This is a genomic window from Streptomyces sp. NPDC037290, from assembly GCF_055603245.1.
Window position 1 is genome coordinate 1 of sequence record NZ_JBVJVZ010000031.1, and the last position, 22,577, is coordinate 22,577.

The 22,577-nt window shown below is 68.1% G+C and carries 26 protein-coding genes and 4 pseudogenes; 10 read left to right on the plus strand and 20 right to left on the minus strand.

From position 1 onward, the window contains the following. Positions 1–404: integrase core domain-containing protein (locus tag ACZ7HQ_RS40500; protein WP_471001242.1), on the plus strand; the 404-nt coding region annotated here is incomplete at its 5' end. A 136-nt stretch (positions 405–540) separates the two neighbouring features. Here the strand turns inward: ACZ7HQ_RS40500 and ACZ7HQ_RS40505 are convergent. Continuing rightward, positions 541–852 carry a replication initiation protein, RepL2 gene (locus tag ACZ7HQ_RS40505; RefSeq protein ID WP_471001374.1) on the minus strand — a complete coding sequence of 104 codons (312 nt, stop codon included), beginning with the start codon at positions 850–852 and terminating at the stop codon, positions 541–543. Further along, on the minus strand, positions 852–1,304 hold the full coding sequence (locus ACZ7HQ_RS40510; RefSeq protein ID WP_471001245.1) for a MarR family transcriptional regulator: 453 nt from the start codon (positions 1,302–1,304) through the stop codon (positions 852–854). The genes ACZ7HQ_RS40505 and ACZ7HQ_RS40510 overlap by 1 nt, the downstream gene beginning before the upstream one ends. 1,167 nt (positions 1,305–2,471) lie before the next feature. Here ACZ7HQ_RS40510 and ACZ7HQ_RS40515 point away from each other — a divergent pair. Then, positions 2,472–2,924, plus strand: coding sequence for a hypothetical protein (locus ACZ7HQ_RS40515; RefSeq protein WP_471001248.1), 453 nt, complete (start codon positions 2,472–2,474; stop codon positions 2,922–2,924). Positions 2,925–3,131: 207 nt separating this feature from the next. Here the strand turns inward: ACZ7HQ_RS40515 and ACZ7HQ_RS40520 are convergent, their stop codons facing one another. Continuing rightward, positions 3,132–4,232 carry a hypothetical protein gene (locus tag ACZ7HQ_RS40520; RefSeq protein WP_471001250.1) on the minus strand — a complete coding sequence of 367 codons (1,101 nt, stop codon included), beginning with the start codon at positions 4,230–4,232 and terminating at the stop codon, positions 3,132–3,134. A gap of 17 nt (positions 4,233–4,249) precedes the next feature. Further along, positions 4,250–5,009 (minus strand): annotated as a pseudogene (locus ACZ7HQ_RS40525) (transposase). Positions 5,010–5,690: 681 nt separating this feature from the next. Here ACZ7HQ_RS40525 and ACZ7HQ_RS40530 point away from each other — a divergent pair. Then, entirely contained in the window at positions 5,691–5,885 is a 195-nt protein-coding gene (locus ACZ7HQ_RS40530; protein ID WP_471001253.1) for a hypothetical protein, read from the plus strand. 166 nt (positions 5,886–6,051) lie between these two features. Further along, a complete protein-coding gene (locus ACZ7HQ_RS40535; RefSeq protein ID WP_471001256.1) occupies positions 6,052–6,321 on the plus strand; it encodes a DUF3761 domain-containing protein in 270 nt (89 codons plus the stop codon). 132 nt (positions 6,322–6,453) lie between these two features. Here ACZ7HQ_RS40535 and ACZ7HQ_RS40540 read toward each other — a convergent pair whose 3' ends face one another. Next, a complete protein-coding gene (locus ACZ7HQ_RS40540; protein WP_471001259.1) occupies positions 6,454–7,056 on the minus strand; it encodes a DUF6417 family protein in 603 nt (200 codons plus the stop codon). Positions 7,057–7,622: 566 nt separating this feature from the next. Continuing rightward, entirely contained in the window at positions 7,623–7,766 is a 144-nt protein-coding gene (locus ACZ7HQ_RS40545) for a hypothetical protein (protein WP_471001262.1), read from the minus strand. An 819-nt stretch (positions 7,767–8,585) separates the two neighbouring features. On the opposite strand from ACZ7HQ_RS40545, the gene ACZ7HQ_RS40550 reads away from it, so the two are divergent. From ACZ7HQ_RS40550 to ACZ7HQ_RS40570, 5 genes and pseudogenes are all read left to right on the plus strand, one after another. Beyond that, positions 8,586–9,068: a MarR family transcriptional regulator gene (locus tag ACZ7HQ_RS40550; protein ID WP_471001265.1), complete on the plus strand. Its 483-nt coding sequence runs from the start codon at positions 8,586–8,588 to the stop codon at positions 9,066–9,068. After that, entirely contained in the window at positions 9,068–9,391 is a 324-nt protein-coding gene (locus ACZ7HQ_RS40555; protein ID WP_471001269.1) for a replication initiation protein, RepL2, read from the plus strand. The genes ACZ7HQ_RS40550 and ACZ7HQ_RS40555 overlap by 1 nt, the downstream gene beginning before the upstream one ends. Positions 9,392–10,093: 702 nt before the next feature. Next, positions 10,094–11,248 (plus strand): ParA family protein, encoded by a 1,155-nt coding sequence (locus ACZ7HQ_RS40560; protein ID WP_471001272.1) that lies wholly within the window; start codon positions 10,094–10,096, stop codon positions 11,246–11,248. Then, entirely contained in the window at positions 11,245–12,528 is a 1,284-nt protein-coding gene (locus ACZ7HQ_RS40565) for a ParB/RepB/Spo0J family partition protein (protein ID WP_471001275.1), read from the plus strand. The genes ACZ7HQ_RS40560 and ACZ7HQ_RS40565 overlap by 4 nt, the downstream gene beginning before the upstream one ends. A gap of 391 nt (positions 12,529–12,919) precedes the next feature. Further along, a pseudogene (locus ACZ7HQ_RS40570) lies at positions 12,920–13,435 on the plus strand (IS5 family transposase); the annotation flags it as partial. Positions 13,436–13,507: 72 nt separating this feature from the next. Here the strand turns inward: ACZ7HQ_RS40570 and ACZ7HQ_RS40575 are convergent. The 14 genes and pseudogenes from ACZ7HQ_RS40575 to ACZ7HQ_RS40640 form a co-directional block, all read right to left on the minus strand. Next, positions 13,508–13,663 carry an excalibur calcium-binding domain-containing protein gene (locus ACZ7HQ_RS40575; protein ID WP_471001278.1) on the minus strand — a complete coding sequence of 52 codons (156 nt, stop codon included), beginning with the start codon at positions 13,661–13,663 and terminating at the stop codon, positions 13,508–13,510. A gap of 1,028 nt (positions 13,664–14,691) precedes the next feature. Further along, positions 14,692–14,979 (minus strand): hypothetical protein, encoded by a 288-nt coding sequence (locus ACZ7HQ_RS40580; RefSeq protein WP_471001281.1) that lies wholly within the window; start codon positions 14,977–14,979, stop codon positions 14,692–14,694. Between the two features lie 251 nt (positions 14,980–15,230). Then, positions 15,231–15,533 (minus strand): annotated as a pseudogene (locus ACZ7HQ_RS40585) (Scr1 family TA system antitoxin-like transcriptional regulator); the annotation flags it as partial. Between the two features lie 323 nt (positions 15,534–15,856). Then, positions 15,857–16,405, minus strand: coding sequence for a WhiB family transcriptional regulator (locus tag ACZ7HQ_RS40590; protein ID WP_471001284.1), 549 nt, complete (start codon positions 16,403–16,405; stop codon positions 15,857–15,859). Then, entirely contained in the window at positions 16,402–16,878 is a 477-nt protein-coding gene (locus tag ACZ7HQ_RS40595) for an ASCH domain-containing protein (protein WP_471001286.1), read from the minus strand. The genes ACZ7HQ_RS40590 and ACZ7HQ_RS40595 overlap by 4 nt, the downstream gene beginning before the upstream one ends. Beyond that, on the minus strand, positions 16,875–17,555 hold the full coding sequence (locus ACZ7HQ_RS40600; protein WP_471001289.1) for a GGDEF domain-containing protein: 681 nt from the start codon (positions 17,553–17,555) through the stop codon (positions 16,875–16,877). Before ACZ7HQ_RS40600 ends, ACZ7HQ_RS40595 begins: the two co-directional genes overlap by 4 nt. 88 nt (positions 17,556–17,643) lie before the next feature. After that, positions 17,644–17,946: a hypothetical protein gene (locus tag ACZ7HQ_RS40605; RefSeq protein ID WP_471001292.1), complete on the minus strand. Its 303-nt coding sequence runs from the start codon at positions 17,944–17,946 to the stop codon at positions 17,644–17,646. A gap of 93 nt (positions 17,947–18,039) precedes the next feature. Further along, a complete protein-coding gene (locus tag ACZ7HQ_RS40610) occupies positions 18,040–18,741 on the minus strand; it encodes a hypothetical protein (RefSeq protein ID WP_471001295.1) in 702 nt (233 codons plus the stop codon). A gap of 97 nt (positions 18,742–18,838) precedes the next feature. Beyond that, entirely contained in the window at positions 18,839–19,225 is a 387-nt protein-coding gene (locus ACZ7HQ_RS40615; RefSeq protein ID WP_471001298.1) for a hypothetical protein, read from the minus strand. A gap of 162 nt (positions 19,226–19,387) precedes the next feature. After that, on the minus strand, positions 19,388–20,005 hold the full coding sequence (locus ACZ7HQ_RS40620; RefSeq protein ID WP_471001300.1) for a hypothetical protein: 618 nt from the start codon (positions 20,003–20,005) through the stop codon (positions 19,388–19,390). 22 nt (positions 20,006–20,027) lie between these two features. Next, the gene (locus ACZ7HQ_RS40625; protein ID WP_471001303.1) at positions 20,028–20,453 is read right to left on the minus strand and encodes an RRQRL motif-containing zinc-binding protein; all 426 of its coding nucleotides are present in this window, start codon (positions 20,451–20,453) and stop codon (positions 20,028–20,030) included. Between the two features lie 285 nt (positions 20,454–20,738). Then, entirely contained in the window at positions 20,739–21,074 is a 336-nt protein-coding gene (locus ACZ7HQ_RS40630) for a hypothetical protein (protein WP_471001306.1), read from the minus strand. Between the two features lie 129 nt (positions 21,075–21,203). Next, positions 21,204–21,416, minus strand: coding sequence for a hypothetical protein (locus ACZ7HQ_RS40635; RefSeq protein ID WP_471001309.1), 213 nt, complete (start codon positions 21,414–21,416; stop codon positions 21,204–21,206). 16 nt (positions 21,417–21,432) lie between these two features. Next, positions 21,433–21,888 (minus strand): DUF6197 family protein, encoded by a 456-nt coding sequence (locus ACZ7HQ_RS40640; RefSeq protein WP_471001312.1) that lies wholly within the window; start codon positions 21,886–21,888, stop codon positions 21,433–21,435. 131 nt (positions 21,889–22,019) lie between these two features. Between ACZ7HQ_RS40640 and ACZ7HQ_RS40645 the strand changes: the two are divergent. Then, positions 22,020–22,505, plus strand: a pseudogene (locus tag ACZ7HQ_RS40645) (RNA-guided endonuclease InsQ/TnpB family protein); the annotation flags it as partial. Between the last annotated feature and the right edge of the window lie 72 nt (positions 22,506–22,577).

Here is a 22,577-nt window from a genome sequence, read left to right on the forward strand (position 1 = left end):
CCCACGATACTCCCGTGCCGCTCGCTGCCGATTCCCCACACCCACCCGCAAACCTCCAGCTCACAGAGGTGTTGCGACGACCGATTGAATCCGCCGAATATACGAGTGAGGCGTACAACGCGCTGTGTGAGCGTCTTGGAGTAGTGCAGTCCATGGGGCGTGTGGGGTCGGCCCTGGACAACGCGGCCGCGGAGTCGTTCCACTCGTCGATCAAGGTCGAGTACATTCACCGGCACCGCTTCGCCACCCGCGCCGAGGCCAGGCTGAAGATCGCCACGTGGATCACGGACTTCTTCAACACGCGCCGCAGGCACAGCGCCGCCGGCGGGCTGCCACCGACCGAGTTCGAACAGATCATCAATCAGAAGCGCGCTGAGGCCCATTCACGGACTCAAGCCGCATAGACAAAGACTCCACGATCGCAGGGGATTGCCAGCGCGCTGTGCGCCGAGGGCGTGCAGATTGCCGGGAGCGCAAGGGGGACGTCCTGCAGACCGCTCCTGATGTACTTCACGTCAATGAGCAGCGGTCTCTGGGACGTCAGGTTGCGCGTCGCAGAGGGACGACGACGTTCTCCCCCATGCGTTTGGGGTCGAGACGGTAGTACTTGATGTGCCCGAGTCTCTCGGTCTCCTCTAGCCAGCCGGCTTCGATGACCTGCTTGCGGGTGCGGGAGAACACGGGCGGGGCCATGCCGACGAGTTTGGCCAGGTTGACGGCTGTCTCGAGAACGGCACCGGACCGGTCGGTCGGGTGCAGGGCGTACAGCATGACGACGAGGCGCTGGTTAGCGCTCATGCCGGCGGTCTTCTCCAGCAGCTCAAGGTTCTTCTGCTTGTCGTCGCTGCTGATCACTGGACCTCCCACCGCGCAGGGGCGTTCTCGTTGAATCCAGGGATGTCGGGCGGATTGCACGTCTTCACCGCTTCGCGCTGTTCGATCCCGGTGCCGTGGAAGGCGATGTAAGGGCTGATTCTGTAGAAGTTGTAGTTACCGATGCGCCCGCGGACGACCAGGATGCGGTGCTTGACCAGCTTCCTATTGATCTTCCCCACGGCGTCAGTGGACATTCCTACGCGTTTGGCGATATCCGCTCCAGTAGCCCTGAGCGGCTCCATGCCCTCGGGGGAAACTCCGATCCACCACAGGACAAGAAACTTCTGACTGGGCGTGAACGCCTTCGATTCGGTGATCGCCTCGACACGTGCCTTGTCGACCTGTGTATGCCTGCCGGAGAAGGCGTATGGCGCATAGGGGACCGGCTCGCCCGTGTCGGCGTCGACCAGCCTGCGTGCTGCTCCCAACGGACCCTCCGGTACAAGGGGGTTGACGGATGGTGGACAAGGGACGGCCGTGAGGCCGACCTGATGAACTTAACGTACATGAGCAGGACGTCAATCAACTCCGCCTGTCGGCCGTGTCGCTTCCGCTTATGTGAAGAGTTCGTCTTGCTCGGCCTCGATCGCTCAAACAGAGACTCATGTACGTCACGTCAATCTGGTGCTGCTGCAGGATCGTGGTGGGCAGTTTCTAGTACCGTGGTGGCCGCTCAGGTGATCGCTCTCCCAGTCCGACAGATCGTCGTGCACGACTGCTGGGACTGTTTGGCACGTCTGAGAGAACTGTCTACTCAGGCCTGCGGATCGCCCTTCACGGCCGAGGGATCTGCTTGCCAGTTCCCTCGATCTTGACTGTTCGGGGAGTTTATGCAGGTCAGACACACATTGGCGGGCGCGCTCTCTTATCACTCCAGCTGCGCACCGTCGGCTACTGCACTTCAACCCCTCAGTGCCGTCTCACAGCAACGCACATCGTCTTCACCCCAGCTCCACTCAAGGCAGCCCATTGCCGCACAGCTGCTCCCCGCTTGGTCCTTGCCAACACGCCAGCGAGTTCACATGCGGGTTGTCGGGCAACGGCCCTCCCACACTCACATCCCGGCCGCTTTCGGGCGCGGTCGGCCTACACCACGACGAAACGGATTCGCGCCAGGGAGCTGGGGCAGCGGGACCGGCCGTCCGCGAAAGCCGATGCAGTCGCTTTAACCCCGACCTGAACCACTCTCCCGCCCGTTGAACCTGCACCACCGAAAGTCAGCAACGACGATGCCAGCAGTCGACGGAGCAGGTGCGCGTATGCTGCAGCAACCCCGTACCGGTCTTAGCCACGCTTTCCGTTTTGCAGGCCCCGACGGACCCGCCAGCCGCCCGTGGTGAACGACCACGTCGGCGGGGCACCGCAAGCCCGCCAGGGCTGAGGAGCTACCGACCCAGCGCGCGTGAGTCCCCAGACCGCAAAGCGTCATTGACCTGGGATGGAAGGGGCAGAACGCTGCTGGAGAGCCAGAACCTCGTGCTGCGGCCCACAGACAGCGAAGGCCGTCGCAAGAGCGGGCCCTACTCCCCCCACCCGTACATCGCCTCCTACGCGACCCAGGACGAGGTGGAGGACGCCATCCGCTCGCCGTTGGCGTGGCGCTGGTGGCCGCGAGCGGCCAGACGGCGGTGGCGGCCCCGCCGCCGAATCCGGCACCACCGGAGATCACCGTGGCCACGCAGGACGCCTCCCCGCAAACGACGACCAGCTGCGACTTCTACGCCTCCAAGCCCATCCACAGCGGCTCCCGGATGACGGACACCGGAGGCATCAAGACGTGCTCGGGTGGACCCGTCGCCTGCACCAGCGAGGTGGACCTGGAGCTCTACAACGACTACTCGAACCAGTGGATGACGATGGGGGCCGCGCGCCAGTCGAAGTGCGCGCCTCTGCTGCGGTCGTCGACCGCAGCAGCAACCTGCGAGCACCACTCCGGTGACCCGAACCATGCCTTCCGGACGACGACGTATGGCACCCTCGTGAGCTCTGGCGGCTCCGCGGGCAGCGGCACTGCGAACAGTCCCGTCCTTTACGTTCCCTGCGTGTAATGGGAAGGCGGAGGGCCTGCGGCGCTCGGGCGGCGGGCCCTCCAACTACGAGGCCAACCTGCCGCAGTAGGCACGGAGATCCCCACTCCGGGCGGTTGGCGCCAGCAATTCAACATGGCCTGACGGACGATCTACTGCTCAGACTGCCGCCCGCGACCAGCGTGAGCAACCCGAGAACCGGTCACACCAGCCCCTTGACCTGCGTATTCAAGTTGGCGGAGGCTCACTCCCCGGCGGGTGAGCTCCACTCAGGGGAGTGGATGCTGAGCACGGTGTCGTCCACTCCCGGCTGATGGGCTCCACTCGGTGGAGTCCACCGAGTGGAGTGCATGCACGGCATCGCCGGTGCGATGCACAGCATCGGATGCACTCAGTGGCCCGCCGAAGGGCCGTGGTGCGGGGTCCGGGCTTCTGGGGGCGGTGCGCCTGTTGGTCGTCCTCGCGCACCGGGTGCGGCCTGGCGGCATCGTCGCGGTGGGCGTAGCGGTCCATCGTGGCGCGGGCCCGGCCGGCCGCTGCGGTGAAGGCGGCCCCGAGGTGACGCAGCCGCTCGGCTGTGAGATCGAGGGCTTCCACGTCGGTGCGGGACTCCCGCAGGGCCCGCAGTGCCGTCAGGTCGACCGCTTCCTGTCGGCCGGGCTCCTGCTCCTGGTCGTCGTGCTCGGAGTCGGCAGCCTCGAGAGCGAGCAGTTGCTCGGGTATCGCCGCCTGCTGGTGCCGGGCGACGTCGTACGCCTGACCCCGCGCGGCGACGGTGGTGCGCAGCTTCTCGCGGACCACCGCGCCGGCCAGGACGGCCCGCTCGTACTGCAACGGGACGCGGGGTATCTCCCACTCCCCCGGCTCCAGGTCCGAAGGCCGGGGCGCGGCCGGTGTGCACGGGTCGGCCTGGACGTGGTTACGGGCCGGTGTGGGGATAGGCGGGCGGCGGTCGGGTTGGAGGTCGGCCAGTGACCAGCGGGCGGTGTAAAGGCGGTAAACCGGTAGCAGGCCGCGCAACGTCTTCGGCTCGCTGATGTCCACGCAGTACGTGGCGAGCGCGGCGTCCACGATCTGTTCGTCCAGGCCCGGCTCGCGGCGGCGGCCGCGCAGGACGAGAGCGAGGTGACGGCGGGCTTCGGCGAGCAGGTGCCGGCGGTGGAACCAGCCGCCGTCATTCATCACGAACACCGTCGCGGCGACGTCGACGGCCGCCAGGGCGACGTCGACCACGGCGGCGACCCGGGCCCGGATCGCCGCCGCTGCGGCGCGGGCGCTGTCGGCCAGGCCCTCGGCCGACGGCACGTGCAGCCGTTCGCCGAGGTGCACGTACAGACGGAGCCTTTTCAGCGGTAGCTCTCCAGAGTGATGACGGCTTTGGCTGTGGTGGTGAGCCAGGTAGGGCTGCAGCGGGCATGGCGGAAGATCTGCCAGGTTTTGAGCCGTGCGATGCCGCGTTCGACGGGATAGCGCAGCCGGGCGTGGGCCTTGTTCAGCGAGCGTTGCCGGACGGTGAGTTCTTGACGGGGTCGGCGGCGGGTTGGGACGGCGAAGGTGCCGCCCGCGCCGAGGTAACCGAGGTCGGCCATGGCCGGAATACCGAGGCGGGTGCAGGTGGTCACGATGCGGTGGTGGCGGGCGGCGCGCACGTCGTGGACCCGGCCAGGCAGGGCCCGGGAGACCCACAGCAGCCGGCCCACGGGATCGGTGACGACCTGCAGGTTCACGCCATGGCTATGGTGCTTGCCGGAGAAGTCACCGCTCCCGCCGGCGACCCGGTCACACTCCGCGAGTGTGCCGTCCACCAGCACCATATTCCACACCCGCCGCCTTCCCGGCACGCAAGGCGGCGGTCAGACCGGGGGCGCGGCAGGCGAGCAGGGCGACGACGGAGCGGACATAGGCGTGGGCGGTGCCCACGCTGATCCGGAACCCGGCCGCGATCTGGCCGAGGGTGAGGTGCTGCTTGAGGTACACGAGTGCGACCAGCGCACGCCCCGACGGGCGGAGCTTGCACCGGCGGTCACCCTCCCGCAGGACGATCAGCATCGTGACCGTCTCCCCGAGTGCGTGCGGCAGGTCCAGTGCGGCAGGATACGTCACCAACTGAGCCCCCAGGCTGAAGAGTCGAGACGTCAAGCACCTTGCTCAACTGCCCAGGGGTTCCGCCCGTTTCGTCTTCCCACCCATCACCCGATCGGCTGCCGAGCTGAAAAGGCTCACGCAGTGCGTCCATCTCCGAGCGGCGAAGCTCCACCAGCCGCGGCCCTTCCGGCTGGTGCTCGGGGGCCGGGCTGTCCTCCGTGTAGGCCAGCACATCGCGGCCGTGGCCGGTGAGCCGGGCCGCCCACCGCACGGCCCGCCACGGACAACTCCGCACGCATCTCCCGGCCGGCCGACTCCATCAGGCCCTGCCCCACCGCGGTCTCGACCTGCTTGTGGTGCTCGGGGCGCAGCGTGCCGAGCAGTACCCAGCCGTGCTCGGCAACCTCCTCATGGTCCCCCAGAACCCGCAGCGCCTCGAGCAAGGCGTGACCGTCGCCGAACGCGGTGCCGCATCCCTGGTGGGCACGCTCGGCGGCACCCTGTCCAAGCTCGACGCCGAAGGCCAAAGCCGGGAACTGACGGGTCTGATGCGACAACTCCCCCAGGCCACCTTCACCCACACCTCACGGGTTCACAGACGGGCAGGGAGCACGCGCGCGGAAGGAAGGAAGAGGGTAAATCCCTGTTCAGGGGGCGGCTGGCGAGCGTGACCGGCGTGGGGTGGTGTGCGTTGCGTCCTGCATGGACGAACTCCTCGATCCCGCCTTCGGTATGCCGGAGCTGTACGAGCCGCGCCTGCCACTGCTCACGCTCACGGAGGCGCACCAGCTGCTGGACGTCCTGCAGCACTTCGGCACTACCGACCACGACTGGGGTGCCCAGGCCCGCCACTTCGCCGCCGAACTCGCCGCCCGCGTCCCCTCACGCGACGCCTAACGACCGCCCCCCTGCTCTGCGAGGAGATGAAACGCGGCAGCTCCGTCCGGCACCGCACGGGCTTGGCGGCCCGCCGCCGAGTCCAGGATTCCCAAAATCGCATGTAAGCGGGTGAAACCCTTATAGAGTCCCCGTGCACTTGCTCGGTCTCAAAGGGGGGTTCCTTTTGCGCGCTCGTCTTGCGGTCTCGGCGGTGGCTGTCGCCGTGGCCGGTGTCTTCTTCAGTGCACCGGCCGCGTCGGCGGCGACCCTGCCATCGACCAACACCGCCCACCACTGCATCCAGCACACCACCGGGGTATGCGGCTGGACACACCACCAAAAGCCCCACGACAAGTACGAGACCGCGAAGTGTCAGGACGCGTCCTTGTCGTACTCGCGGCACTCCCAGGGCACCTGCTCCCACCACCACGGCGTCCGCTACTGGTTCAAGTAGCCCGCCACACACCGCAGGTCGCCTCCTCCATGTTCCCGCAGGAGGCGACCTGCACGTCCTCGACCCCCACAGGGGCGGCCGGCCTGCGGACGCGGGCGCACCTTGCGCGCTTCGCGGCCGGCCGAGGGAGGGTCAAGGCAGCCTGGTCAGCCGCAGGGTGCCCGTCGAGCGGTCGGCGTGGTAGGTGACACCGTACTGGCGGGCGAACCGGTTGGCCTCGGCGACCGAACCGCCCATCGAACGCAAATAGAAGGCGTAGGCCACCGAGGCGATCTGCTCCTCGTTCAGGTGCAGAACCCACCAGCTGCCGAGCTGGCGCGCGGTGCGCACCCGGTCGGCCAGGCCCTCGGGCGGCGGTACATGCAGCCGTTCGCCGAGGTGCACGTACAGACGCAGTGCGTCCATCTCCGAGCGGCGAAGCTCCACCAGCCGCTCACCTGCTGCCATCCCCTCAGGCCGGTGTGCGGGGGCCGGGCTGGCCTCGGTGTAGGCCAGGACATCGCGGCCGTGGCCGGTGAGCCGGGCCGCCCACCGGACGGGCCCGCCCTCGTACACGGACAACTCCGCACGCATCTCCCGGCCGGCAAACTCCACCAGGCCCTGCCCCACCGCGGTCTCCACCTCTTTGTGGTGCTCGGGGCGCAGCGTGCCGAGCACCACCCAGCCGTGCTCGGCAACCTCCTCATGGTCACGCACAACCCGCAGCGCCTCGAGCAAGGCCTTCCTGCCACGCATACGCCCCTCCCCCACTGTCACGCTCGCCGCTGAACGCCGGTCAAGGCGACGGTAGTAGCCGCCCCGCGAGTGCGTGACGGAACGCTGGATAGATCAACGGTGTGTGGGCCACGCGGAGCGGGCCCACACCATGACACTCCCGGTGTCAGCGCCCGGCGGGCCCGGCCGGTCGGGCCCGCCGTAGCCGGGGTCGGCTCGTCAGTATGCTCGGGCGACGGTGACGGGAGCGTCCGGGCAGTCGCCAAGGACATCGGCGAGCGCGGGCTGATCGTCGGCATCGACGCTCAGTTGGCAGCGAGGCGGCAAACGGACATGCGGCACAGCAAGAGGAGCGTCGTCAGGTGAACCAGCCGATCTCGCGTCTCGAGATGTTGCGGTTCGCCCACCGCGTCGGCAGTTGGCCTTGATCGACCGGTGGATCGCCGACGAGGCGTACGGGATCAGCCACTCCCGCTCCGGAAGCCGACGCTCCTCGCCTCGGCGCCTCTTCGCCTCCAGCGTCGGTGCCGGGCCATCGCTCGCCGTGCATGAAGCCTTGGCTTTTTGCACTGCCTCATTCAGCGCGGTCATGAGATCGAGTTCCCAAGATGGTGCTCCGGTTCGAGCGCCCCGGGCAGCGGATTTTTCTCACGTTTGGCTTCGATGATTTGTCCGATGGCCTTGAGGTACTGGTCGGTGGCCTCATCGTCCTCGAGCGCGTCGGCTGTCATGGTGTCCTTGAGAGCAAGCGCGCCCCCGTACCGGGCGTCGAGGGCGACGATGCACCCGTCCAGCAGACGCCGTTTTGCCTGCGGCCCCTACCGAAGCTATGCGAGCGCTGCGCGACGACTGCCACGAGGTGCGCCGCGATGCATAACCATCAGCCGGCAGCAGGCGACTCCCCTGTCAAGGCGCGCCCACCTACGTACCGCTCCTCCACCTGAGGGGCAAAGACACTCCTGCTCGCACTACGTCACCGGTTCCCTCCGTCCCGGACCAAGCCATCCCTGGCACCAGCCCAGGCCAGCCCGCCACGATGATGGGAGAGCAAACCAATCAGGCACGCGTATGCGCCTCAGCCACGGTCACAGCTCAGCCACGCCCTGTTGGTGCTACAGCCTTGACCACAGACAGCGTGCACTGGAAAGCATCCCTGCCCGACATGCCCGAGGACCGGCGCGATAGCGACGGCCCGCAGGGCCTTCCGTGGATCGCGGGACTTGCCCTCCCAGAACTGTATGAAGAAGACGTAGGCGCCGCGAGGCTGTGACCTGCGTAGACGCGCCATGCGACCCGTTCCTGGGAGCGGGATACCCGATCCGCAGATCATCATTGCCGATTGCCAGATCGGGTTGATCCGACTCAGGCAGCGGGTTGATCCGACTTGGGGATCGGATCAGTTAGCGATGTGCTCAGTGTGCTTGTGGCACATCGATCCGACTCTGTGGCCGGATCACTTAGCAATCTGGTAATGCTCTTCCTGGTAACTGATCCGCTCCACGAGTCGGATCGCTTAGCTCTCATCACATCGACTGGAGGGACGGCTCTCGATGGCAGAGCAGGCGCGGAAGATTCTCGCGCTGGTCGATCAGGACACAGGTGAGGTCGAGGAGGTACGCCGCGCCAACTATGCGTTCGATGGTGGCGCTCACATCAATGTGGGCATTCGCAAGGGCCGTGAACTCGCCTCTGCTGCTTCTGGTCTGACCGACAAGGAGTTCAGAGTCCTTGCTTGGTACTGGTTCGCCACGGAGACGAGTGAGGAGGCCATCATGCGAACGGGGGCAGATATCGCGACAGAGCTTGGCATGAGCCCGGATGCTCTATCGAGAGTGGTGAAGGTGCTGAAGAAGGCCCGCCTCCTGGTCGAAGCGGGCGGGCTTGGGCGGACCACCTTCTACCGGTGCACGCCGTACCTTGCCTTTATCGGCACCGGTTTCGCGCACCGGGCAGCGGTGAAGGACTGGAACCCACCAGAGACGAAGGTGCGCGAGCCCCGCGACCGGCGGCGCCGGAAGAAGGACGAGGCCTGATGAGGATTCACGAGGCGGAGGATGTTCAGTACCTGCTCAAGAAGACCGGGCGTGTACTGAACCCGAACCAGCGGATCGTCGTGATGCTGTACGCGTCTTCGGAACAGCGCCCTGATGGCACCGTGATGATCAAGGCAAGTGAGCTGGCTGCGACAGCGGGCATGACGCCACCTGTGTTCTCCCGCACGAGGAAGGAACTCGTGGCGGCCGGCTGGATGGAAGAGACAGGCAGCGTCGGCAGCGTGAAGCTCTACCGGCTGGCCCCGCAGATATTCGAAGACCGCGGCCCAGCAGGTCGGCACCTTCGAGCAGTAGGCAGCTGAGGCCCCCGGTAGAGCGAGGCGACCCGACTCGGGAGTCGGGTCGCCTCGCTCTATGTCAGCCGTTCCTCGCCTCGCTCGGGGTCTCGGCTGGCTGCATCCTCAAAGCAGTGGTTGTGTCGAGCAGCGTGAGCTGAGTCGAAGTGACCCGGCAGTGCTGCATGCCTGAGGGACGGCTGGGCCCTTCCATTCCCGTAAGGTCGACTCCTCCGGACGCCAAGGCGGGTGCTATCTGAGGTATCACTTCTGGTTGGCGGTCCTGGCTTCCCGGCCCCCCGAACCGATTGCACACGTTCGGCTTCAATCGCTTGTCGCAGTCAGCCAGTGCTGCTCCTCCGTGCGTACGGCGGTGCCGAGGGTGGGGTAGTGAGAGAACTTCGTCGTTTCCTTGGGCTCGGTCCGATCGCATGTCCAGCGCCCGGTCGTGCCATCCCGACGGCGTGCGGGGTTGTCCGGTTTGTGGTTGTTCCGCCGGTGACGCGCTGTGCCCGGCGCGAAAGCCGCAACAGTTGCGATCCCAGCCCGCATCCTGGGGAGGGGAGTCCAGTGGCATCAGGTGTCCCAGTGTCCTCGCGACTCTTCGCCGATGTCGGTGGCGCCGGTAGGTGCTTGGAGTGAGCTTGGTTGTTGTCTGTGGACAACAAACTTTGAGCTGGAGGTGTTTTGTGGGGCTTCTGAGTCGACAGAGGCGAGTAAGGTAGCGTCATGACCGCGCCATACGACCCGACTGATCGGGAAAAGGTAGTAGCGAAGCTGCCTGCCGACCTGCGCAAGGAGCTGAAGGTTCGGGCAGCGGAGCTGGACAGAGACATCCAGGACGCCGTCTCGGAAGGCGTCGAGACCTGGCGAAAAGCGAAGCCACGCCCAGAGGTCGACACCAGTGGTGGATCCTCGTTCTCCACCTATCTCCCCGTCGGGCTGTACGGCCAGCTTAAGGACCTCGCCAAGAAGCGAGGCATCTCCTACAACCAGGGCGTGGCCCAGGCGATCCGTTTCTGGCTAGACAACAACCCCTCCCCCAGGCCCAAGCCGGCGCGGGTCACTGGAGCGCGCCGGTTCATCTTCGGCAACCAGAAGGGCGGCGTGGGCAAAACGTCGGTCGCTGCCGGCACCGCTCAGGCCCTTGCCGAGTCCGGGCACCGCACGCTGCTGATCGACTTTGACCCGCAGGGCCATCTCACCGTGCAGCTCGGCCACAAGATGCTGGACATCGACAGCCCAAGCCTCGCCAAGCACATGCTCGGTGACGCAAAGGGCGAGCTGCGCGACCTGCTCGTTCCGATAAAGGGTGGCGACTTCGAAGACCACCTCTGGCTGCTGCCCTCCTGCAAGGACGCATTTCTGCTGGACGCCAAACTGGCAACCAGCCGCTTCGTCCGAGTCAAGGAGACTGCGCTCGAGAAGGCACTGGAGCCACTCGAGCAGGAGTTTGACTTCATCGTCGTCGACTGCCCGCCCAGCCTGGGCTACTCGATGGACACCGCCCTCTACTACTGCCGCACCCGCGAAGACGAAGAAGAGAACACCTCGGGCATCGTGATCGTCGTCCAGGCCGAGGACTCTTCCGCAGACGCATTCGACATGCTCGACGACCAGATCCAGGACCTCACCGGGGACTTGGACATCGACATCGCCATGATCGGGTTCGTCGTCAACCTGTACGACGCGCGCAAGGGATACGTCGCCACCTCATCCCTCGAAGAATGGCGCAAGATCGGCGACCCACCAGTCATCGCCATCGTCCCGGAGCTGAAGGACCAGCGGGAAGCCGTCCGGGTCAAGCAACCCCTGCTGGTCCATGCTCCCTACGGTGAGCAGTCGGAGGTCATGCGGACCGTGGCTCGGAGGATCAGCGCGTGAGCAGCATCGCAGACAAGCTCGGGACCGGATCGTCGTTCGGTCAGGCACGCCGAGAACGCAGCGCCCGGGGAAGGGCCAAGGCCATCACCGAGGGCGAAATCCCTGCCTACGAACTCGTACGTCTGCGCCTCGATGAGGTGTCAACCACCCCGCTCAACCCGCGTCGCAACTTCGGTACCGATGAAGAGATGACGCGATTCGGAGAGGAACTGCGCCAGGTCCAGCTTGCCGCCTGCGTCGCGGTCACCCGCGCCGCATATCTGGCACTGTGGCCCGATCACGAGCAACGCATCGGGTCCGCCTTGCACGTCCTGGTCAACGGTGAGCGCCGCTTCCGGAGCGCAGTACACGTCGGGGTCGACACCCTCGACTTCGTAATCCGGGACGATCTGGCGTCTTCCCGCGAGCAGTTCATAAAGCACTTGCTCGAGGAGAACCTCAGCCGAGAAGACTTCGACGTCATCGAGCGGGCCCGCGGTGTAGAGCAGCTGGTGAGCGTCTGCGCAGAGGGAGCCGGCCGAGGCGCTCGCTCCCGCGCGGCTGAACAGCTCGGTAAGGACCGTTCATGGGTAACCAACCAGCTGGTCCTGCTGACCTTGCCGGTTGAGCTTCAGACGATGCTCAGCGCCGGGACTATGTCCGAACGCGACGGACGGGCTCTCGCACGCCATTTGAAAGACAACCCCGGGCTCGATGCGGCTGACCTGTTGCAGTACCTCCAGGAGACGAAGGAAGCCGCAGCTCAGGCCAAGGCTCTCGAGAAGGAGGCTGTGGCAGCGGCTCGCGAAGGTTTGTTGTCCGCGGACAACAAACCCGAAACACCAATCGAACCGGAACCGCAGGCCACTCTGTTGTCCGCGGACAACAAGTTGAAGGTGCCGGCTCAGGCGCACCCCGGAGAAGGCGAGCCGGCACTGCCCTCGGCTGAGGGAGCGAGTGAGTCCCGAGCCGATCAGCAAGGCTTGTTGTCCGCGGACAACAAGCACGCGGACAACAGCACCGATGTGATCGCTTCGGGCGACAGTCCGAGCCAGCGCACGCAGTCAGCGGTGGCTCCCGACGCCGCCGCGTTTCCTGCTGACTCCGCCGGCTCATCAGCAAGCGCGCAAAGCCGCCCGCTGCCGTATGACGACCCCGGGCACATCGCCATGCTTCTGAGGCTGAAGATGGAGCCGCCAGCGTTCGCCAAGTGCACCCGCATGATGCTGAACGCTCTGCGGGAACAGCAGCCTGACACGTTCGCCGCGTTGGTGCACGAGCTAGCTGAACAGCCAGCCTGAAGTTGTAGTCGCAGGCTGTGTAACGAAAATGGCCGGTGGCCCTGCGAACATCGCAGGACCACCGGCCATTTCAACGTCCTTCCCCGGCCTCCAAAACACTGCCACCGGCCTGCCTGGCCGGACGTTTGTTGTCCGCGGACAACATCCGTCAGAAGCCATCCCGCCCTCTCGCAAAGGATCCGTGCTCCCCTCGCAGCCCGAGGAACAGAGGCCTTAGCCGTGTTTGGTGACGCATTCAAGCCGCCCACGTCGCGGTCCTCCTGCTGCTCGCGTGGCGGGCGACGGTGCGGGCCACGGTGGCCTGCTGCTCCCCCGGGGTTCGGGTTGAGGGCCACGCCCCCCGGCTTGGAGGGCCTGCTGCCAGTCGGTGAACAGCTACGTGGACATGGAGGACGCCGCGGTCGACGGCTCACACGTTCGGGCTCTGAAAGGGGGGCTCACACCGGACCTTCGCCGGTGGACCGCGGTCGGCGGGGCAGCAAGCACCATGTGTTCACCGACCGGCACGGCACGCCCCTGGCGGTGTCGTTGACTGGAGGGAACCGTCATGACGTCACTCAGCTCATGCCTCTGCTGGACGCGATCCCCCGAATCCGCGGCCTGGTGGGCCGGCCGCGTCACCGGCCCACGGCGGCTGTTCGCCGACCGTGGCTACGACGACAAGTACCGGCGGCTCCTCCGCGCTCGCGGCATCACGCCAAAGATCGCGCGCAAGGACACCGCCCACGGGTCCGGCCTGGGCAGGACCAGGTGGGTCGTCGAGCGAACCTTCGCCTGGCGCCACCAGTTCAAACGCCTGCGGATCCACTACGAGATACGAGCCAACCTCCACCTCGGAACGCTCCAACTCGCCTGCAGCATCAGCTGCTTGAGACGACTCCGAACCTCATTCCGAAATGATCAGTAAGACGCCGGCCGAGATGTGGCTCCCTCCTCGCACCGGCGGTACACGCGATAAGCGGTAGATGGGTCGCCGGTGCTACTTCTCGCAGGCGGTGCCGTCACCATCGCGGTCGAGGCCGGCACGGTAGCCCGGATCCCCTAGGTGCAACGGCGCCGCACCGGCAGCCCTGGCCTCGGCACAGTTCTTGTAGTACACATCCGGAGCCGGCGGCTCGAAGGTTTCCGTGGGCATGGGTGTAGGCAGCGTGGTTTGTTCGACCGTCGGCGTCGGCCTCACCGATGGTCTGTGCTCCTCAGGAGGCCACGACGTTACGACGGCCGTGCTCGTTTCCACAGGCGGTGACGGTGTTTTGACGCCCGTTAAAGCCGTTGACGAAGCACTTGGCGAGAGCGGAGGGCTACTTGTGGTCGACGTGTGCGTCTTCGGTTTACCTGCGTCAGGGCCGCACGCTACGAGAGCCCCGCCCAGGGCGGCCAAGATGATCAGTAGCGGCAGGGTGGCCGCGAACATGACGGCTAGGATCCGACCCAGCAACTCGGCTGCAGTCCACCGCCGACGTACGCGCGATAACGGTCCGTTGTGTCTTCCGCTGTCGTCCATCGCAACGTCCTTACTGCTTGAACCTCATCCCAGTTCAGCACCGTGAGGTGCGCCCCGCACGTTGAGGCGGCGCTCGGGACAGGGAATACCCGGCACGTCCGAAGACGACTCGATCGAGTGATGCTCGGCGTGGCGGCCTACCAGCTCGCTGACACGATGCCTGCCTGGCTCTTCGCCGTCCGGCGGAAGGGCGCCGTGGCCACACGGGTAGAGACTCCGGTCCATTGCCGGGCGGCGCTTCCAAAGGCCTGCTCCCGCCTGCCCTTCCCACTCGCGTAGGGATGGGCGGGAGCGGAGAGGCCCCGCTGGAGGGGCGCCCCCTGGCCGGGGCCTGCATGGGACTTCGACTTCAACACCGAACCGGTAATTCGGTCATAACATCCAAACATGGACTGGGAATGGATGTTTGCGGCCGCGGTACCTGTGCTGCTGCTGGGAGTAGCCACAAAGCTGGAGAGGGACCAGTTACGTCGCGAGCAAAAGCTTCGTGAACTGGTATGCAGCAAAGCTGCCAAGGAGGCCAAGGGCTTCCGGGCAGCAGGAAGGCCGGGCCGCGAGAGACGACGGCCCGGCCGGCAGGGGCGACACGTGTGAAGCGATCACCCTCGAGGCCCGATCGTTCCACAGTCGAGGTCAGGTCGCGTCGCCTGAGGCGAGGATCAGACGACGTCGAAGGGGATACTGCCGTCGCCGGTGATGTTCATCAGGATTGTGAAGCTGTAGGTGAAGAAGCCCCGTTCCTGGCCGTTGGGTAATCGCAGCCTCCGGTCCTCGTCGTCGTAGACGTCCTTGGCGGCTGTTGCGTCTCTCATCGCAATGGAGCCGCCCCAACGTTCCCGCCAGTTGGCTTCGCTGGAGCGCTCGTCTCGGCGTCCCCAGAGCGTTGCCCGCGCAGTGCGCCACTGACCGTGGGCGAAGACTTCAACGTCACCTGAGTAGATGGTCATGGTCTCAGAGTGATGCCCGGGGCACATGCCCGCACGCCGACGGTTGACTCGACTCTCCCTCGTGTGGGTGTCAGTGCGAACGAACGCGCTCTGCTGCCGGGGGGACGGTGGCCAGCAGTACCGTCAGATTCGCTGCACGCGGCATTACTGATCTGCTGTCGTGTGCAGCCTGGCCGTCCCAGGCATACGCCCTGGTGGTTAGCGGCGGGAACCCGCGGTCTTCAGGTGCCCACGGGCTCCCGCCCCACCGGTCAGCCCCGGGCGTCGGTGGCCTTGAGGACAAGAGCGCGTGCCTCGGCCCCGTACACGGCCATGGAGCGCAGCCGCTCGAACGTCTCCAGATACTGAGTGATCTCGTCGGGCTGCGTCACGCTCACTTCGGCTGACACCAACTCGACCGATACGAGACGGTCGCCGTAAACGTGGAAGGTTTCCTCCAGCCAGTGCGTCCGCCGGGACGCCATCGGGACGATGCCAAGGGACACCACAGGCAGCGCACCGGCCGTCAGGAGATAACCGAGCTGCGCAGCCATCGCGTCCGGATCCGCAATCTGATTGGTGATCTCGTCCATAGAGTGGTCGGCGAAGTGCATGGACAGGACCATCGCCTCGTCCGCGTTGGCCGTGGTGGCGGGGGTCTGCTCGACCATGTCGGGGTCTCCTTCGGAGCCGGTCAGGAGGGGGAGCAAGGCAGCAAGGCAGTGAGGCAGTGAGGGTGTCGTCGTCGCCGGGCAGGCCGACCGGGTCCAGGAGGAGGACCAGGTCTTCCTTACTGCTCGTGTGGCGGGCGACGGCGCGGGCCGCGGCGACCTGCTGCTCCACGGGGGTTGAGGGGCAGGCCCTCGGCTTCGAGGACCTGCTGCCAGTCGGTGAACATCTACGCGGCCGCCCTGGTGGCCAGCGCGGCCTTGAGGATCGCCATGTTCTGCGCCTGCCGGGCCGGGGTCATCGGCTCCTTCCACGGCTCGTACGGGGCGGGCCGGGTGGGGATGAGTTCCAGCTCCAGGCGGGCCATCACCGTCTCGCGGACGGTCGGCGGGGCGAGGCGCGCCTTGTGCTGCCTCTCCTGCAGGCGGCGGTCCTGTTCGGCGACGACGCCGACCCAGTCAGGCCCGAGGCGCCGCACCAGGTCCTTGCGGAGCTTGCTCCGGTCCCGGGCGGTGGTCGCCGCCCACACTCCGGTCGGGGTGAGCTGCTTGTTGGCCAGGGCCCACTTGAGACAGCCGGTGACGATCGGGCAGCCAGAGCAGGCGAGCTTGGCCTTGGCCAAGGCCTTCTCCCGCTCGAGGCGGTCGGTGACGTCCTCGATGGCGAACAGCTTCGGGTCGTCCTGGCAGCGCGTCGGGGCGTCGGTGTGGGGGAAGGGGATCCGGCCGTCGGCGACCACGGCCGACGGGTTCGGGGTGCCGGTGCGCAGACCGTTCATGACGGGACCTCCGTGAGCTGCGGGACCAGGTTTGGGAGTTGGACGAGGACCTGCTCGAACACGGCGACCGGGACGCGCCACGGGCCGACCTGCCCGTCACACGGGCCGACCTGCCCGTCACACGGGACGGGCAGAGCCAGCGGGTGGACGTCGTCCAGGCCCACGTGGACGCGCTCGGACTGCGACCAAGGGCTGCACGGCTCGCCCGTGTCGGTGTGGGAGCCGGTGATGCGGACGATGCCGAGGACCGCGCGGGAGAGCAGCTCGAGGCCGCGGATCGTGCGGGCCACGAGCGGGTCACGCAGGGCGGCCCGGTCGATCTCGGCTCCGGCGTGCAGCAGGCGCCAGCCCGGCGCCCAGGACTTGGGGCGGTTCTCCACGCGCTTGTCACCGTGCAGGATGCAGGCCGCCCAGGGCTGCTTGATGGTGATGCCGCGGATGTGGTCCGGGGCGTAGAGCGTCGGCGGCTTCACGCGGCGGCTCCGAGGGCGCTGGTACCGGGCCGCCCGGCGCGCCGGCCGTTGATGGACGGCACGGTGGCGTGGGAGCGGTCGGCGAGCACGGCGCGACCGGTGTGCTTGCCTGCGTACATCGCCGCGTCGGCTGCCCGCTGAAGTACGGACAGGTCCGTCGTGCCGAGGACGTCGGGGGAGGCGGCGCCGATCGACGCGGCGACGTCGACCAGGGCGCCGCCGTCGACCTCCACGGGCTGCGCGAGCAGGGTGACCAGCTGCGCGAGACGGAGTTCGCGGCGGGCCGGTGCGATCCGTACGGCGAGCGCGAACTCGTCCCCTCCGACCCTGCCGACCGCCCCGCGGCTGCCCGCCCAGGCGGTGAGGCGCTGCGCGGTGGCGGCCAAGACGCGGTCGCCGGCGGCGTGCCCGCCAGGGCCGTCATTGATCTCCTTGAAGTGGTCCAGGTCCACGATGACCACTAAGGAGTCGTCGCCGTACCGGTCGGTGGTCTGCCGGGCCTTGGCGGTGTAGCCGTCGCGTCCGAGCAGTCCGGTGAGCGGGTCACGGCGGGCGGCGGCGAGCTTGCGGTGGAGGCTGACGGCGTGGACGGTCCAGCCGGTCAGCGGCACCGCGAGGCTGGTGATGATCAGGGCGCGTTGTCCGGACGGGGCGTGTACGCGCGCGATGGAGGCCATACTGGGGGCTCCCTCTCGTCTTGTACGGGATGGGTGGCCCGAGGCAGGCGTCGGTTTCCAGGCCGTGAGCGTCTGCCTCGGGGCGTATCTACAGCTCGAAGCTGTTCTTGCTGGTCCAGCTGAACGGGTTGGACCAGCGACCGGCCTTCGCCGCCCGCCAGTCCAGCTCCCACCCGTCGCGGACCCCGCTCGCTCCCCAGCCGCCGTCCTGGCGGCCGGGCTTGGCGAGTCCGGCCTTCCGCGCGGCGAGCGCCGCGTCGTAGACCTGGTGGGCGCGGGCCAGGGCCTCGCTGGGGGAGGTGGCCTGGCCGGTGAAGACGTGCAGCCCGTGCAGCTGCTGGTCAGTGCGGTGTGTGGGGACGTCTACCTCGTAAAACTCCAGGTTCGGCATGACGTCCATCTCCTTCCTGCGCTGGTCGTGGCGGAACACTGCGACCGCCCCGGCCGGGATGGCCGGGGCGGCCGGGGCGGCACAGGCAGCCCGTCAGGCGGTGGCGTGCAGGCCGGTGAGGTCGTCGTCCAGGACGTCGCCCTGGTCCTCGGTGGCGTCGGCGGCCGGGGTGGCGGGAAGGCCGGCGGCGCGGGCGGCGAGCTGGTGGCGGATCTCCTGGATGTTGTTGATCGGCACCGGCTGGTCGCCGTCACCGGTCAGCAGCGTGAACTGGGGCTTGCTGTGGCCGAACTCGTTCTTCTCGCTGCGGTAGTGCAGCCAGACGCCGGGGGCGAGGAAGAAGGACGCCTCGCCGTCCTCGTAGCCGCGCCACCGGTCCTCGTCCCGCAGGAAACCCTCGCCCTGGTCGATCCGCCACGCGTCCGAGGCGGCGCGGGAGGCGGCGTCGTTCTCGGTGGCGGCGGCGACCTGCGCCAGGCCCTCGGACAGGGTGGCCGGGGCGGCCGGGGCGGTGCGCGTGCGCGCGGTGGTCGGCTGGGCGGTGCTGCGGGCCTTGTTGAGCAGGCGGCGCAGGGGGGTGAGGAACAGCTCGGCCAGGGAGTTGACGGCGACGGCGGCGACGACCGCGACGCCGCCGGCGAAGGCGAGGCGCCAGTCGCCGGACCAGGTGTCGGGCGAGTAGGTGTAGCCCGCCCAGGCTCCGATGGCTCCGCCGATCACGACAGTGATCATGTCCAGGCCCTCGGTTGCGGCGTCGGCGACGGTGATGGCGGCGCGGCGTACGGATGCGTGCATGCTGGGTGTGCTCCTTCTTCTGTCGGATGCGCTCTGGTGGGGGAAGGGGTGGCTCCGGGACGGCCGGGTGTGACGGCCTGCGGCCGTCCCGGGCGTCTCAGTTGCCGCTGCTCGCGTGGGCGGCGGCGGTGGAGCGGACGGCGGCGGCGAGCAGCACGGTCATCTCGTGGCCGTGGTCGACGACGTCCTCCAGGCGATCGATGACCTCGCTGGGCAGGCCGCGGTTGCGGGCCCCGGTCAGGACGCCCTCGAGGTAGAGGACGTCGGCGAGGATCCGGCCGCGGGCGTCCAGGACGCCGGGCTGCACGGCCAGGGCCTCGCTGTTCTTGGCGGTGGCGAGCGCGGCGTGGTCGGCGGCGGCGGTGTAGGCGGCCTCGGACTGCTCGATGAGCAGCGTGTCGACGTCGGTGGTGTCGCCGTAGGCGCGGCGCCAGCCGAAGCGCGCGGCAGCGGCGTCTATCAGGGAGCGGCGGGCGAGGGGCACGGTGACCTCCAGGGGAGGGCCGGTCGTCCGGTCTCGGCTGACCGGACGGACACCGCACGGCCCCGCCGTCGCCCGCTCGGGGCGGTGCGGCGATCGGGGCCGTACGGAGAGCGTCCGGTCAGCGCTTGGGGAAGACGGTCCGGTCCCAGCCGCACGCGGGAGTCACCGGCGGTCGCCCTTGCGCAGAGTGATCCAGGTGGTGACGAGGGCTGCGAACACGCCGATCGCTCGGTGCGCCGCCTGGTCCAGCTCCATCAGCGCCGTCCCGGGACCGGAGACGTCCTGCACGGCCTTGGGGTACTCGGTGGCCTCGCCGCCGGCCTTGCGTACGACGGTGGCGTGCTTGATGTACCCGGCCTTGCCAGCTTTCTCGGCGAGCCAGAGAAGCGGGTCGCGCCGGTCGATGATGCCGTGGGTGAGTGCGTTGATCGCGGCGCCGGTCAGGAGCGCGGCCGCGGGAACGCGGTAGCCCAGGGTGCGCGTGACGGCGAGGGTGGAGGCGAGCTGCACGGCGGAGTAGCTGGCGACGTGTCGGCTCGCCGAGCGCCTGCCGTACGCGCTGGCGGTGCAGGTGCGGCCTTCCTTGCCGTGCCGCCAGGGGTTCTCCTCCACCGGGGAGCCGTCGTTCTTGTAGACCAGGTGAGAGCCGTGCATGCCCTTGGTCGAAGCGTCGTGCGAATTCTGGACGAACTGGTCCCCGAGTCCGTGTACCCCGTCGAAGACGGCGGTCAGGGCGGCGACCAGGGCGAGGCCTTCGATGGCGCGTAGGCGATCGGTCATGCTGGGCTGGTGTCCTCTCGGATCAGGCGGCAAGCAGGTGCTTGGCCGGGGGAGCGATGTAGGAGGCGGGGTCGGCGGGCGTGCCGTCGAAGCACTCCAGGCACGAGCCCAAGGTCTTCAGGGGAAGGCAGTGGAAATAGCGCCGGCGGCAGGTGCCGCATGTCTGGCGAGCTGCCATGGCCTTGTCGAGCGCGGCTTCCTTCGCGAGGGTCATCGGGAGCTTCGGCGTCGCCAGGTCGATCCGGTACAGCCACGCCCACCGCTTCCCGCCGCGGCATTCGATCCGGGCGACGGGCTCGTGGCCGCCGGGGCGCAGTCCCATCTCCCGCAGCTGGCGGCGGGTCGCGAGGTTGGCGCGCCCGGCCTGCTTCCACCGGAAGACCGGTAAGGAGCCGTCGCCGGGGTCGTACGGGTCGACGTCGACCAGGTCCTCGTCCTGGTCGGCCATCACCTGCTCCAGGGGCGGCCAGGGAGCCGGGTGGGGCGCTGCGGGTAACGGAGGCTGGGGCGCTGCGGACGCGGGCGCCCGATCCGGCGGCGCGGACGGGGTATGAGCACGGGTTGTCCTCCAGCGGGTGTGAGGGCGGGCAGTGCTGCGCCCCGGCGACGGAGGGGCCGTCGACGGGGGTGAGGTGAAGGTGGTGGCCGGTCGGCCTGTCCGGTCACCGGGACCGGCTGCCTCCGAAGTAGGGGCGGCCGGTGCCGGTGGCCAGGCGGGGCGGTCGGAGCCGGGTCAGAGGGCGTAGGCGACGAGAAGGAAGGCGAGGGCGGCCGCCCCCGCGATCAGGAGGGTGGCGCCGGCGCTGGCCCACCAGTAGTGACCCACGGTCTTGATGTCGCGCAGGTCGCTGAGCGCGTCCGCGATGCGGGCGTGGAGCGCGGCCAGCGGGGGCAGGGCGGCGTACCAGCGGCCGAGGCGGTCTATCTGGCCGGCCATTTCGTCGTCGGGGAAGTGCCCGCCGTGGAGGGTCTGGCGGTGAGCCTCGCCTACGGCGGCCAGGGCCTCGATCTCGGTCACGACGGGGCTGGTGGTGCGGCAGACGGTGCAGCGGTAGCGGTATCGGCGCACGTTGGTCGGTCTCCCGAGGGATGGGTGGGTGAGGGCAGGGAACAGCGACGCCCCGCCCGGAAGGGGTCCGGGCGGGGCGCGAGGCCGAGCTGGCTGTTGGTGCCTCCGCGTTCTGGGCGGAGGGTGCGGTCAGGTGTTGATCTGACTGCGGACCTCTGCGACGGCGCGGAGGATCTCGTGGGCCATGTCGCTGATCGCCTGGAGCTGCCTGTCGATGTCGGCCGGGTCCGAGCCGGTGAACGAGAACGAGCGGCCGTCGTCGCTTCCCGGCTGCGGGCCGGTGAACGAGAACGACCGGCCGTCGTCGCGGTTCGACTCGGGGTTGGTGAACGAGAACGACACGGGCAGCTCCCCGGGGTCAGATGTTCATGTGGCGGGCGCGCCGGATGGCGGCCTCCCACACGCTACGCACCTGCGCTCCGGTGTGGGAGTCGTTCCAGGAGGGGATCGACGTCCACTGGTTGCCGTGCTGGCGGCGGGCCTCGTCCAGGAGGAGATTCCCGGCGTCGCAGTAGGCGGCGTTGCGGGCACCGGCCGCGGCGCGCAGGGCGCCGATGGAGCAGCGGGCCCCTTCGGGGTGGACGAGGGTGTACTTGGCCCAGCCGTGGGTGTCGAGGAAGGCGAGCGCGTCGGTGAGGGTCTTCTCCACCGGGCCGGTCCGGCGCACCGGCGCAGCGGCGGGGCGGTTGACGGGAGCCTGCGCGGGAGCCGCGGCGGCGGGTTCCGGGGTGGGGTCGAGGAGCTGGAACGCCTTCTCGTACAGCTCCCGGTCGACGGGGGCGAAGTCGGTACTGCTGTTGGTGTGGGTGTTCATCAGAACTCCTTCGTGGATACCTGCGGCTTTAGCCGGGGGAGGAAACGAAGCCCCCGCGTAGAGCGGCAGGGAAAGCCGGTTCGCCCCCTGGGCGGAGCGGCGTTGTCGGTGGCGGCCGGTACGTTGATCACATGCATCTGAGGTACTCCTTCCGGATCGAGCCGACGCCCAGTCAGCGCATCGCGCTGGCCTGTACGTTCGGCTGCGCCCGGGTGGTCTACAACGATGCGCTGGCCGTCCGTAGGGCGGCGTGGAAGGTGGACCGGTCGAAGGTCCCCACGGGTGAGCTGGCCCGGCGCGTGATCACGGCGGCGAAGAAGACACCCGAGCGGGCATGGCTCGCCGAGGTGTCCGTCGACGCCTTGCAGTCCTCCCTCCGCGATCTGGATACCGCGTACACGAACTTCTTCGCGTCGGTGTCCGGGAAGCGCCGGGGTCGTCGTGTGGGGCTGCCGGTGTTCAAGTCGAAGAAGGACAACCGTCAGGCCGTCCGCTTTTCGAAGAACGGGTTCCGGCTCCGCGAGAACGGCCGGCTGAACCTGGCGAAGATCGGGGACATCCGGGTCCGCTGGTCCCGGCCGCTTCCCTCCGCCCCGTCGTCGGTGACCGTGGCCAAGGATCCGTCGGGCCGGTACTTCGCCAGCTTCGTCGTGGACGTCGACCCCGAACCCCTGGCCCCGGTGGACGCC

Excerpts from the sequence above, each read along its gene's own strand:
- ACZ7HQ_RS40560 (WP_471001272.1), top strand. The coding sequence starts at position 10,094 with ATGACCGCGCCATACGACCCGACTGATCGGGAAAAGGTAGTAGCGAAG.
- ACZ7HQ_RS40540 (WP_471001259.1), bottom strand. The coding sequence starts at position 7,056 with ATGCGTGGCAGGAAGGCCTTGCTCGAGGCGCTGCGGGTTGTGCGTGAC.
- ACZ7HQ_RS40550 (WP_471001265.1), top strand. The coding sequence starts at position 8,586 with ATGGCAGAGCAGGCGCGGAAGATTCTCGCGCTGGTCGATCAGGACACA.
- ACZ7HQ_RS40600 (WP_471001289.1), bottom strand. The coding sequence starts at position 17,555 with ATGGCCTCCATCGCGCGCGTACACGCCCCGTCCGGACAACGCGCCCTG.
- ACZ7HQ_RS40640 (WP_471001312.1), bottom strand. The coding sequence starts at position 21,888 with ATGAACACCCACACCAACAGCAGTACCGACTTCGCCCCCGTCGACCGG.
- ACZ7HQ_RS40625 (WP_471001303.1), bottom strand. The coding sequence starts at position 20,453 with ATGGCCGACCAGGACGAGGACCTGGTCGACGTCGACCCGTACGACCCC.
- ACZ7HQ_RS40575 (WP_471001278.1), bottom strand. The coding sequence starts at position 13,663 with ATGCCCACGGAAACCTTCGAGCCGCCGGCTCCGGATGTGTACTACAAG.
- ACZ7HQ_RS40605 (WP_471001292.1), bottom strand. The coding sequence starts at position 17,946 with ATGCCGAACCTGGAGTTTTACGAGGTAGACGTCCCCACACACCGCACT.
- ACZ7HQ_RS40530 (WP_471001253.1), top strand. The coding sequence starts at position 5,691 with ATGGACGAACTCCTCGATCCCGCCTTCGGTATGCCGGAGCTGTACGAG.
- ACZ7HQ_RS40620 (WP_471001300.1), bottom strand. The coding sequence starts at position 20,005 with ATGACCGATCGCCTACGCGCCATCGAAGGCCTCGCCCTGGTCGCCGCC.
- ACZ7HQ_RS40610 (WP_471001295.1), bottom strand. The coding sequence starts at position 18,741 with ATGCACGCATCCGTACGCCGCGCCGCCATCACCGTCGCCGACGCCGCA.
- ACZ7HQ_RS40580 (WP_471001281.1), bottom strand. The coding sequence starts at position 14,979 with ATGACCATCTACTCAGGTGACGTTGAAGTCTTCGCCCACGGTCAGTGG.
- ACZ7HQ_RS40590 (WP_471001284.1), bottom strand. The coding sequence starts at position 16,405 with ATGAACGGTCTGCGCACCGGCACCCCGAACCCGTCGGCCGTGGTCGCC.
- ACZ7HQ_RS40545 (WP_471001262.1), bottom strand. The coding sequence starts at position 7,766 with ATGACAGCCGACGCGCTCGAGGACGATGAGGCCACCGACCAGTACCTC.
- ACZ7HQ_RS40555 (WP_471001269.1), top strand. The coding sequence starts at position 9,068 with ATGAGGATTCACGAGGCGGAGGATGTTCAGTACCTGCTCAAGAAGACC.